Origin of the sequence: Marivita sp., assembly GCF_022763305.1 — a bacterium.
Classification (GTDB): Bacteria; Pseudomonadota; Alphaproteobacteria; order Rhodobacterales; family Rhodobacteraceae; genus Marivita.
Map to the genome: position 1 here is coordinate 62405 of NZ_JALEGT010000049.1, position 10214 is coordinate 72618.

At 62.6% G+C, this 10214-nt stretch carries 12 protein-coding genes; 3 read left to right on the forward strand and 9 right to left on the reverse strand.

The window, feature by feature from the left end:
* The 7 genes from MRY75_RS09160 to MRY75_RS09190 form a co-directional block, all read right to left on the reverse strand.
* Nucleotides 1-606 (reverse strand): GNAT family N-acetyltransferase, encoded by a 606-nt coding sequence (locus MRY75_RS09160; RefSeq protein WP_292307157.1) that lies wholly within the window; start codon nucleotides 604-606, stop codon nucleotides 1-3.
* Entirely contained in the window at nucleotides 606-1181 is a 576-nt protein-coding gene (locus tag MRY75_RS09165) for a GNAT family N-acetyltransferase (protein ID WP_292307159.1), read from the reverse strand. The genes MRY75_RS09160 and MRY75_RS09165 overlap by 1 nt, the downstream gene beginning before the upstream one ends.
* Nucleotides 1178-1696, reverse strand: a complete 519-nt coding sequence (locus tag MRY75_RS09170) for a GNAT family N-acetyltransferase (protein WP_292307161.1) — start codon at nucleotides 1694-1696, stop codon at nucleotides 1178-1180. The genes MRY75_RS09165 and MRY75_RS09170 overlap by 4 nt, the downstream gene beginning before the upstream one ends.
* The gene (locus MRY75_RS09175) at nucleotides 1693-2220 is read right to left on the reverse strand and encodes a GNAT family N-acetyltransferase (RefSeq protein WP_292307162.1); all 528 of its coding nucleotides are present in this window, start codon (nucleotides 2218-2220) and stop codon (nucleotides 1693-1695) included. Before MRY75_RS09175 ends, MRY75_RS09170 begins: the two co-directional genes overlap by 4 nt.
* Nucleotides 2217-2753 (reverse strand): GNAT family N-acetyltransferase, encoded by a 537-nt coding sequence (locus MRY75_RS09180; protein WP_292307163.1) that lies wholly within the window; start codon nucleotides 2751-2753, stop codon nucleotides 2217-2219. Before MRY75_RS09180 ends, MRY75_RS09175 begins: the two co-directional genes overlap by 4 nt.
* Nucleotides 2754-2759: 6 nt before the next feature.
* Complete coding sequence (ffh, locus tag MRY75_RS09185; protein ID WP_292307165.1) at nucleotides 2760-4262, reverse strand: signal recognition particle protein; 1503 nt, start codon at nucleotides 4260-4262, stop codon at nucleotides 2760-2762.
* Nucleotides 4263-4469: 207 nt separating this feature from the next.
* Nucleotides 4470-5051, reverse strand: coding sequence for an NAD(P)H-dependent oxidoreductase (locus tag MRY75_RS09190; protein WP_292307166.1), 582 nt, complete (start codon nucleotides 5049-5051; stop codon nucleotides 4470-4472).
* A 113-nt stretch (nucleotides 5052-5164) separates the two neighbouring features.
* On the opposite strand from MRY75_RS09190, the gene MRY75_RS09195 reads away from it, so the two are divergent.
* Nucleotides 5165-6052: a LysR family transcriptional regulator gene (locus MRY75_RS09195; protein ID WP_292307168.1), complete on the forward strand. Its 888-nt coding sequence runs from the start codon at nucleotides 5165-5167 to the stop codon at nucleotides 6050-6052.
* Between the two features lies 1 nt (nucleotide 6053).
* Entirely contained in the window at nucleotides 6054-6965 is a 912-nt protein-coding gene (locus MRY75_RS09200; RefSeq protein WP_292307170.1) for a DMT family transporter, read from the forward strand.
* Here the strand turns inward: MRY75_RS09200 and MRY75_RS09205 are convergent.
* Nucleotides 6954-7943, reverse strand: a complete 990-nt coding sequence (locus MRY75_RS09205; protein WP_292307171.1) for a TraB/GumN family protein — start codon at nucleotides 7941-7943, stop codon at nucleotides 6954-6956. The genes MRY75_RS09200 and MRY75_RS09205 overlap by 12 nt on opposite strands.
* A gap of 81 nt (nucleotides 7944-8024) precedes the next feature.
* On the opposite strand from MRY75_RS09205, the gene MRY75_RS09210 reads away from it, so the two are divergent.
* The gene (locus MRY75_RS09210; protein WP_292307173.1) at nucleotides 8025-8690 is read left to right on the forward strand and encodes a DUF2161 domain-containing phosphodiesterase; all 666 of its coding nucleotides are present in this window, start codon (nucleotides 8025-8027) and stop codon (nucleotides 8688-8690) included.
* A gap of 9 nt (nucleotides 8691-8699) precedes the next feature.
* Here the strand turns inward: MRY75_RS09210 and MRY75_RS09215 are convergent.
* The coding region (locus tag MRY75_RS09215) for a hypothetical protein (protein ID WP_292307175.1) at nucleotides 8700-10214 on the reverse strand (1515 nt) is incomplete at its 5' end.

Here is a 10214-nt window from a genome sequence, read left to right on the forward strand (position 1 = left end):
TCAGTCAATGGCCCAGCCTTTCGGTTTGAACAGAGGGTCCTGATAGTGCGCGATTTCCATGTCGATGCCATGGCCCAACTGGGTGCCGCGCAGGGCGTCCGGGGCCGGGTGCCGATAGCAGACATCGTTACCGTCCACCGTCGGCGCATCATGGTCTTTCTTCGCGCCAAGGCGTTCAGCCAGACGGATGCTGTCGAGGTTCTTCGGGTCAAGATAGCTGACCGCCGTTTCCCAGCCTTTCTCATCGTAGAAATACCCTCGCACGCGGTGGGTCGCTTCAAGAGCAAAGCCCTTGCCGGCGCGGTCGGGCCAGATGATCCACGCGATTTCACGCTCGGGCCATTTTGCCGGGAACCAGCCACCGGCCATGCCGACGGTTTCGTCGGTGTCCTTGAGGTGGACCATCCACATGCCGAAGCCCCGAATTTCCCAATGGCCGATCTCGGCGGCATAGAGCATCCACGCTTCGTAGCTGTTGAGCGGTCCCCCCATGAAGCGGGACCGGTACGAGGCGAAGGTGGCCTTGAAATCGGGATAGTCATCGGCCTTGGGGCTGCGCAGGACAAGCCGCTTGGTTTCCAGAATGGGGATGTCGCGATGGCCCATCAGAACACCTCCGTCAGGCTGTAGCGATAGACCAGCGTGACCTCGCCCTCTTCGACGATTTCGCCATCGCGTTCCGCACCCAGCCGTTCGGCAAGGGCAATGGAGCGGGTGTTCGCCGGGTCGATATAGCTGACCAGCGTCGTCCATTTCAGCACATCCGTCGCGAAGTCGAGAACGCAGCGGCCTGCTTCGTAGCCGATGCTTTGACCTTCGGCTTTGGCATCGAGCAGGAATCCCAGTTCCGGCTCAAGGTCACCCGGTTCAAACCCGATCAGGACAAAGCCCAGCACGTCACCGGAATGTGCATCTTCAAGCGTCCAACCGCCATGCCCGTGCAGCATCCAGCCGGAGGAAAGCTGCACAAACTCGCGCCACGCGTCTGCCCGCGTCATGGGACCGCCAATGCCACGGCCACGCTCGGTGCAGGCGATGTCTGCAAGGCAGTCGAAGTCACTGACGCGTGGAGCACGCAGCACAAGACGGTCGGTCCGCATGGCCGGGACAAGCGTGGAAATTTGTCCGGCAATTGCAGCCGCTGCCCCGGTAGGGGCTGTTTCGCAGGCCATGCGCATCATGCTGCCGCCTCCATTCTCGGGTGGCGGTAGACGGTCGCGACCTTGTCCCGGAGCGTGATGTCGGGCTCGCGTACCGCGCCCATGCGAAGCGCCAAAGCCTGCGAGCGGGCGTTGTCCGGTGCGATGAAACTGGGCAGGTGGGTCAGCCCCAGATGTGTCGCGGCGGCCTGACGCGCGGCCATGGCGGCCTCATAGGCGATGCCCTTGCCTTCGTGTTCGGCGGTCACGGCATAACCCAGTTCGGGCTCCGGCCAGTCCATCGGGTGGAAGATACCGGCAAAGCCGATGAAGGTATCATCGCCCTTGAGCGTGATGTGCCATTGTCCATGGCCCCGCAGATGCCACTGTCCAAGACCGATCATCAGCATGCGACCTACATCAAGCGGTTCCGCCGGGCCGCCGTTATAGCGGCTCCGGGGGTCTTGGAAGTAGGCGCAGAGCGGCTCGAAGTCCTGCATGCCGGGGGCGCGCAGGATCAGGCGTTCTGTCTCGATCACGGGAATCTCGAAACTCATGCCAGCGCCTCCGGTCCCGGATGGCGGTAGAGCATGTCTTCACCCATGTTGGGGTTGTCATAGGTCCGCTCGTAGACCGCGCCCATACGCTCGGCCAGACGGATGGACCGCGTGTTGCCCGGAACGATGTTCGAGGTCAGCGTCGTGAAGCCAAGGTCGTCGTATGCCCATTGCCGGGCGCGGCAGGCGGCCTCGTAGGCGATGCCCTTGCCTTCGAAACCATCGAAGACAACCCAGCCTACTTCGGGTTCCGGCCAGCCCTCGGGATTCCAAATGCCACTGATCCCCGCCGGTTTGCCGGTCACCTTATCCTCGATGATGAAATAGCCGTAGCCGTGCCAGTGCCAGTGACCCACATTGAGCGTGAACCATCGCCACGAGTCGGAGCGGTTGGTGTATCCGCCAAAGCCTTCGGAGCGGGTCTCGTCCATCAGAAACGCGATCATCGCTTCCGCGTCGGCCTTTTCAGGGCCGCGCAGGATCAGGCGATCGGTTTCAAGGACGGGCGCGTTGGTGAGGCTCATGCGTACGCCTCCGGGCTGCCGTCGCTGTCCGGGCTGTGGCGGTAGACGACGGTTTCCTCAGGTGTCTCGCCGTCCGGTAGCGTGGCGTTATGATCCAGCACAGCGCCGAGCCGTTCCGCCAAGGCGCGTGAGCGGGAATTCTCAGGCGTGATGTAGCTGACCAGGGTGTCAAACCCCTGTTCCCAGGCCCATCCAAGTGCAGCGGTCGCCGCTTCGGTGGCGTAGCCTTTGCCTTCGGCGTTTTCGAACAGGGTCCAGCCGATCTCGCGCTCGGGGAAATGCGGGGGTTGGGTGATCGCAACCTGGCCGACAAATTCGCCGTCTGCCGTATCGACAGCCCAGGCGCCGTGCCCCATCCAGTCCCATGCCACCACTTCGGACGACAGCCCGTAGAACAGGTGGGTCCTGCTCTTGGGCGCGCCCACAAAGACGGCACGCGGCGTCTGATAGAAGGCCCAGAAGGCTTCCATGTCGTCCATGCGATGAGGACGCAGACGCAACCGCGGCGTGGTTATGACGGGGGCTTCACGCATCACGGGCTATTTTTTCTTGCCGAACCCGCTCAGGCCCGGTGGCAGGCCCATGCCGCCACCCAGACCGGGCATGCCGCCCTTGCCGCCAAGCGCCTTTGCTGCCTGTTCCAGTGCTTTGGGGTCCATCTGGCCCATCATCTCTTCGGGGCTGGCGCCGCCTTTGCCGAACATGCCCTTCATGGCCTGTTTCAGCATGCCGCCTTTGCCCATCTTGCCCATCTTCTTCATCATGTCGGACATCTGGCGCTGCATCTTGAGCAGCTTGTTCAGGTCCGACACGTCCATTCCGGCACCCGCCGCGATGCGCTTCTTGCGGCTGGCCTGCAGGATCTGCGGATTGGCGCGTTCCTTCTTCGTCATCGAATTGATCAGCGCGATCTGCTGGCGCAGCATCCGGTCGTCGATGCCCGCGCCATCCATCTGTTTCTGCATCTTGGCGGCGCCGGGCATCATGGCCAGCATGCCTTCCATGCCACCCATCTTCATCATCTGTTCCAGCTGCATCTTGAGGTCGTTCATGTTGAACTGACCCTTCTGGAAGCGCTTCATCATCCGCTCGGCCTGTTCGACCTCGAGCGTCTGTTGCGCCTTCTCGACCAAGGCGACGATGTCGCCCATGCCAAGGATGCGGCCCGCGATCCGGTCCGGCTCGAAGGTTTCGAGCGCATCCATCTTTTCGCCAAGACCGACAAAGCGGATCGGCTTGCCGGTCACGGCGCGCATCGACAGGGCCGCACCGCCACGACCGTCGCCGTCCATACGGGTTAGAACAACGCCGGTGATGCCGATGCGCTCGTCAAAATTCTGTGCCGTGTGGACGGCGTCCTGACCGGTCAGGCCATCGACCACCAGCAGCGTCTCGCGCGGGTTGGCGACATCGCGCACCGCTTCGACCTGCGCCATCAGCTCTTCGTCAATGGACAAACGGCCTGCGGTATCAAGCATGTAGACGTCGTAACCGCCCAGCGACGCCTGCGTCTTGGCGCGTTTGGCGATGGCGACGGGGTCTTCGCCCTTGACTATGGGCAGCGTGTCGACACCGATCTGGTTGCCGAGGATCTGCAACTGCTCCATCGCCGCCGGGCGGTTCACGTCGAGCGACGCCATCAGAACGCGCTTTCCGTCCCGCTCTTTCAGGCGCTTGGCGATCTTGGCGGTTGTCGTGGTCTTGCCGCCGCCCTGCAGACCGACCATCAGGATTGGGGCAGGCGGGTTGTCGATCTTGAGCTTGCCGGGGTCTTCGTCGCCGCTCAGCACATGCTTGAGTTCGTCATGGACGATCTTGACGACCTGCTGGCCGGGCGTGATCGACTTGGTGACGGCCTGTCCGGTTGCCTTGTCCTGCACGGCCTTGATGAAATCGCGGGCCACCGGCAGCGACACGTCCGCTTCAAGCAGGGCAACGCGCACCTCGCGCAGGGCTGTCTTGACGTCGTCCTCGGACAGCGCGCCCTGTTTGGTCAGCCGATCAAAGACGCTGCCTAGGCGGTCGGACAGATTTTCAAACATGGGCTTTCGCCTCCTTTGCCGCTGATTGCTCCCCCGATGTAAGGGCCAACGGCGCATATACCAAACGTCAATCGCCCCCACGGGCGTAACACGCTGGTGGGGGGCGATCCCGGACTGTGTCCATGGGACCGGAAAGTCAGGCTTCCCGGAGTTGTGTGCCGTTTAGGGCAGAATGGCGCGCAGAGTCAACCCACGCGCCAAAACGGCTCATGCAGCAAGTGCCTCGAGCGCCGCGTTTGCCTTGGCGTGCGATGCGTCTGCATCGACCATCAACTGGTCCGCAGCCACGAACTGGACATCGGTGATGCCGACAAAGCCCAGCACATGGCGCAGGTAGCCGCTGGCAAAGTCGATCTCGGACCCGATCTGTGTGCCGCCCGAGGTGATCGCCACGATGGCGCGCTTGCCGGTCAGCAGGCCTTGGGGGCCCGCTTCGGAATATTTGAAGGTGATCCCGGCGCGGGCGATCAGGTCGACCCATGTCTTCAGGGTTGCGGGAATGCCGAAATTGTAGATCGGCGCGCCGATGACGATGGTATCGGCGGCCTTGAGTTCTTCGATCAGCGTGTCGGACAGGGCGAGTGTCTGGCGCTGCGCATCGCTGCGCTGGTCCTCGGGTGTCCAGTTGGCGTTCAGCCAATCGGCGTCGATCGCGGGCAAAGGCACGGCCAGATCGCGGTTGATCACGCCGTCAGGCGCAAGACGATCCAGAATGCGTTGTGTCAGGGCACGGCTCTCGGAGCCGGAATGGCGGGCGGATGCGTCAACGCGCAGAACGGTTTTTGTCATGGAACTCTCCGGTCACGAACTTGTTTGTCTGTGCGGAACACTTAGGTTTTGCCTCAGCGCACAAAATAGGAAGATATGCGCATGAAATGTGAGTATTTGCACAAAGGTGACTCATGGAGCATTGGGACGAGGTGCGCACAGCGTACCAAGTTGCGCGGCAGGGCACGGTCAGTGGCGCGGCCGAGGTCTTGGGCGTGCATCACGCCACTGTCATCCGCCACATCGACGCACTTGAGGCGCGGCTGGGGGTAAAGCTGTTCCAGCGTCATGCCCGAGGCTACACGCCGACGGAATCCGGCGAAGATCTGGCCCGTGTTGCACAGACGACGGAAGACCAGTTGCAGCAACTGGTCGGTCGCATTCGCGGGCGTGGTGCAGATGTCAGCGGCGATCTGATGGTCACGTCGATCGTGGAGCTTTCCGATTTTCTTGTCCCGGTCCTGTCGGATTTCAAGGACGGTTATCCCGATGTCGTGGTCCGTTACCTGACCGATGCGCGCGTGTTCCGTCTTGAGTATGGCGAAGCCCATGTCGCGATCCGCGCCGGGTCTGCGCCCGACGAGCCGGACAATGTGGTTCAACCTCTGACGCGGTTGAAGATCGGGCTTTATGCGTCGAAAGGCTATGTCGCAAAGAACGGTCTGCCCAAGGACGAGGACGACCTTCCGAACCACGTCTTCGTCGGGAACGACAATCCCGATGGGCGTGCGCCGTTCCAGCAATGGCTGCGCTCGAAGGTGCCTTATGAGCGTGTCACCTTTCGAGCGACCGACACCTACAGCATGATCACCGCCGTGCGCAGCGGCGCCGGGATCGGGTTCATGCCGGTCATGCAGGGTGCAACGGACCCGGAACTGGTCGAAGTGATGCCAGCGAAAGAGGAATGGGCGGCGCCGCTCTGGCTGGTGACACATGTCGATCTGCATCGCACGGCCAAGGTTCAGGCGCTGCTGGCGCATCTCAAGGAGGCGGTCAAGACGCTTGACACGTCCTGCGACTGACATGACCGAAGCCCGGCGCGGCCACCTTGCCATGCTCGCGTTCTCGGCCCTTGTAGCAGGGTCGTTCTCGCTTGGGTCGATGGCCGCGCCGCATATCGCGCCGGATGCCCTCAATGCGGTGCGCTTTGTCATCGCCGCCGTCATTCTCGCCATATTGGTGGCAGCGACAGGCGGAATGGACCGTTCCGCGCTGCGTGCCCCGTGGCGCTATGTCGTGCTCGCCCTGTTTCTCGTGGCGTATTTCGTTCTCATGTTCGAGGGTTTGAAAACCGGCGCGCCCGTGTCGATGGCAGCCGTCTTCACGCTGACGCCGCTGATGGCAGCGGGATTCGGCTGGCTGCTGCTGCGACAGGTTCTGACCGGGCGCATGGCCCTTGCGCTGGGCATCGGCGGGGTCGGCGCGCTTTGGGTGATCTTTCGCGCGGACCTGTCGGCGTTTCTTGCCTTTGTCATCGGTCGGGGAGAGATGATCTACTTCCTCGGTTGTGTCGCACATGCGGTCTATGCGCCCTTGGTGCCCAAACTGAACCGGGGCGAACGGCCCTCAGTCTTTACCCTTGGCGTTCTGATTGCCGGGGCAATCCTGTTGCTGATCTTCGGGTTTCCGTCGCTCAGGGCCACGGACTGGTCCACGCTTCCGCCGATTGTCTGGATCACCATCGCCTACACGGCGGTCTTTGCCAGCGCGTTGACTTTTCTGTTGCTCCAATACGCCAGTTTGCGCCTGCCGTCCGCAAAGGTGATGGCGTATACCTATCTCACGCCCAGCTGGGTGATCCTGTGGGAAATGGCGCTGGGCCGACCGCTGCCGCCCGGTCTTATTCTTGTGGGCGTTGCAATGACCATGGGCGCGCTGGCCCTGCTTCTCAAGGATGACAGCCAGGTCCGGGGCAGGGCAATTTCAGAAAGGTAGCCGTTCGAGGGTAAATCCTTCAGCCTCGAGCAAGGCCAGAACACCGTTCTTGCCGGGCAGATGCGCTGCGCCAAAGGCGGCCACGACCGTGTCATGTGCGGCGACGGCATCCAGAAGGACGGGTATCCATGCGCGGTTGCGGTCGATCAGCAATTCCTGCTCCATCGTGGCAAAGATCTCTGCTGCCGCATCGCGTTCAATGGAACTGTACCGTTCGGCGAGGATAGAGGACACCGCCCAGCCCTCGGCCGGAGCCTCGTCGAAGTAGCTGGCCAGCAGCGTGGCAAACAAGTCCTCGTTGATCGCGGGATCGACAAGCGCAGAGAGCATCATGTCGATCTGCACATCGAGCGGCTGATCTGCAAAAGCGGCAAAGATGGTTTCCACGTCTTCCAGGGCAGCGCGTGGAATGCCGGCATCGACGGCGACCTGTTCCAGGCGGGAATCCATACCGTCCGCCGACAGATCGGTCCCTGCCGCGCAGGGCGGGACGGCGAGGATGACGGACACGTACCAGGGCCGGAACCGTGCCGCCATGAACGGCGGCAGACCACGTGCGCTCAGCGCTTCGGACATCTGCTGCCACTGTGCGTCATCCAGAAGTTCGGGCAATGTCGTATCCGCCAACAACAGAAGACCGGGATCCGTCGTGAGCCGGGCCTGGAGCGCCTCTTCATCTTCGCGGGTCATTTCGAGCAAGAGCAGGTCCGCCGTTGCGACAACGGCTTCCAGCCGTCCCGCCGGGCCGTCGAGCCGGGGGTCCGCCAGGTGCATGGTGCCGATGAGGTGCAGCGTTGCGTCCCCGCGGGTGGCCTTCCAGTGGTTGCCCTCGGCGTAGGGGGCGTCGGACAGAGCCGCCTCCAGACGTGCCTGTTCGTCCGGGCCCAAGGTCGGGCGCAGGTCATTTCCCGCGCAGGCCGCAAGCGCGGGATGCGCGAGAACCAGACAGCACAGCAGCGACAGCAGACGGGTGATCATGCGGGCATCCTTCACTCTCTTTCCTGACCAAAGCTAGGCGCTGCGCTTGTCAGCAGCAAGGCGGTCGCGCATTGATGGGGCATGGAACGTGAATCCGATCTCTACCCTCCGGTGAAGGCCTTTCTTGAGGCGCAGGGCTATGCCGTGAAGGGCGAGGTGGGCGCGGTTGATCTGGTTGCGGTGCGCGGCGATGAAGACCCAATCGTGGTTGAACTGAAGCTGAGGCTGAACCTCACGCTCTATCATCAGGCGGTGACACGTCTTCGCCTGACCGATCTGGTATACATTGCCGTGCCCAAGCCGACCGGTCGGACAGCGCGCCGCGCTTTGCGGGAGAACCGCATCCTGTGTCGTCGGCTTGGGCTTGGCTTCATCACCGTGCGCGACGACGGAGCGGTCGAGGTCCAATGCGATCCGGGCCCCTATGCGCCGCGCCGCAACAAAGCCAAGCGCGACAAGCTTTTGACCGAGTTTCACCGGATTGCAGGAGATCCCAACGCCGGAGGCGCCACGCGCCATGGCATTGTCACCGCGTATCGGCAGGATGCGCTGCGCTGTGCGATGTATCTCGCCGAAACAGGGGCCGAGAAAGGCGCGATCGTCGCCAAGTCCACCGGCGTTGCCAAGGCAACGACACTCATGCGCGACAACCATTACGGCTGGTTTTGCAAGGTGGAGCAGGGGGTGTACGACCTGACGCCGGAAGGGCGTCAGGGTCTGGTCGATTGGGGGGACGTGCTTCCCTAAGTCGGCGCTTTACTCGACAATCAGCGGTGCTTCCGCAATCGCAAAGCGATCCTGCTGCAGGAAGTAGCGCACGGTATACTCGCCCGGTTCCGTCGGAGCGGTCATCCTTGCCGGAGACCCCTCGCGCGTATAGGCCCAGACCTGCCACTGGCCCCCGCCCGATGCCGCATCCGCCTTGCCGATGCCGATGTAATCGTCGGGATTGTCCGGGCCGGTCCAACCGATTTCGATCTCGCTGCCTGCCGCCACACTCTCGGGTACGACAAGCTGCGCATCGGCTTGCTTCACCGTGAGTGGCGCTTGCTGAATCGCGGCCCTGTCCTGGCTGAGGAAATAGGTCACGAGATAGTCGCCGGGTTCGGCGGGCACCATGATGCGGGCGGGTGACCCGTCACGTGTGTAAGCATAGCTTTTCCACGCATTGCCGCCGCTGGCGCCGACTCGGCCGATGCCGATGTAATCGTCCGGGTTGTTCGGGCCGGTCCAGGGTACGTCGATCATCGATCCGCCGAACGCCTCGGTCGGAGGAGACACGGACACCTGCGGCGCGATCAGCGTGATGGGCACCTGTTTCAGTGCCGTACGGTCTTCGGCAAGGAAATAGGTCACAAGATAATCCCCTGTCTCTCCGGGAACGCGCAACCGCGCCGGGTTGCCGTCGCGGGTGTAGACATAGGACTTCCACGCGTTTCCGCCGCTTGCGCCAACCTTGCCGATACCGATGTAATCGTCGGGCGTGTCGGGGCCGGTCCAGGTCACTTCGATTTCCGATCCGATTTCGGCCTGGGCAGGTGCACTCAGCGTCACTTCGGCCGGGGTCAGGGTGATGGGCACCTCGGCCAGCGGTGTCCGATCTTGCTGCTGGAAATAGGTGATCAGATACTCGCCCGGTTCGCCCGGCATCTGCAGTTGCAGGGGGTTTCCTTCGCGGGTGTAGGTGTAATTCTCCCACTTGTTTCCACCCGTCGCATCAAGTTTGCCGATGCCGATATAATCGTCCGTGTAATCCGGCCCCTGCCAGCCGACCTCGATGGTCGAGCCGACCTGCGCTTCGGCAGGTGCAATGACACGCGCCGAGATGTCCGTTGCCGTAAACGCGACGGATTCAATCGGCGTGCGGTCCTGCGACATGAAGTACGTGATCAAATAGTCGCCGGGTTCCGGCGGAACGGTCAGGGTCAACGGCGATCCGTCGCGCACATAGGTGTAGTTTTGCCATTGTTTGCCGCCCGTCGCGTCTGCCTTGCCAATTCCGATATAGTCATCCGCATAGGCCGGACCCGTCCATTCGACCCGGATCTCGGACCCGGCGGGGGCTTCGGAAACTGTTTCAATCGTGGCTGTCACCGGCGTGACCAGGATGTCGGTCGCACCGATGGCAACGCGCCCGTCTTGTTTGAAGTAACGGATCACATGCGGACCGTCGGTTGGCGGCACCAGAAGTTCAAGCGGGTTGCCCTCGCGTGTGTAGGTGTAGTTTTGCCATTGGTTGCCGCCTTCGGCATCTGCGGCACCGATGCCGAT

Bases quoted from the DNA above. Each gene is read 5' to 3' on its own strand.
- MRY75_RS09170 (WP_292307161.1), bottom strand. From the start codon at position 1,696: ATGAGTTTCGAGATTCCCGTGATCGAGACAGAACGCCTGATCCTGCGC.
- MRY75_RS09175 (WP_292307162.1), bottom strand. From the start codon at position 2,220: ATGAGCCTCACCAACGCGCCCGTCCTTGAAACCGATCGCCTGATCCTG.
- MRY75_RS09200 (WP_292307170.1), top strand. From the start codon at position 6,054: ATGACCGAAGCCCGGCGCGGCCACCTTGCCATGCTCGCGTTCTCGGCC.
- MRY75_RS09210 (WP_292307173.1), top strand. From the start codon at position 8,025: ATGGAACGTGAATCCGATCTCTACCCTCCGGTGAAGGCCTTTCTTGAG.
- MRY75_RS09190 (WP_292307166.1), bottom strand. From the start codon at position 5,051: ATGACAAAAACCGTTCTGCGCGTTGACGCATCCGCCCGCCATTCCGGC.
- MRY75_RS09180 (WP_292307163.1), bottom strand. From the start codon at position 2,753: ATGCGTGAAGCCCCCGTCATAACCACGCCGCGGTTGCGTCTGCGTCCT.
- MRY75_RS09195 (WP_292307168.1), top strand. From the start codon at position 5,165: ATGGAGCATTGGGACGAGGTGCGCACAGCGTACCAAGTTGCGCGGCAG.
- ffh (WP_292307165.1), bottom strand. From the start codon at position 4,262: ATGTTTGAAAATCTGTCCGACCGCCTAGGCAGCGTCTTTGATCGGCTG.
- MRY75_RS09165 (WP_292307159.1), bottom strand. From the start codon at position 1,181: ATGATGCGCATGGCCTGCGAAACAGCCCCTACCGGGGCAGCGGCTGCA.
- MRY75_RS09160 (WP_292307157.1), bottom strand. From the start codon at position 606: ATGGGCCATCGCGACATCCCCATTCTGGAAACCAAGCGGCTTGTCCTG.
- MRY75_RS09205 (WP_292307171.1), bottom strand. From the start codon at position 7,943: ATGATCACCCGTCTGCTGTCGCTGCTGTGCTGTCTGGTTCTCGCGCAT.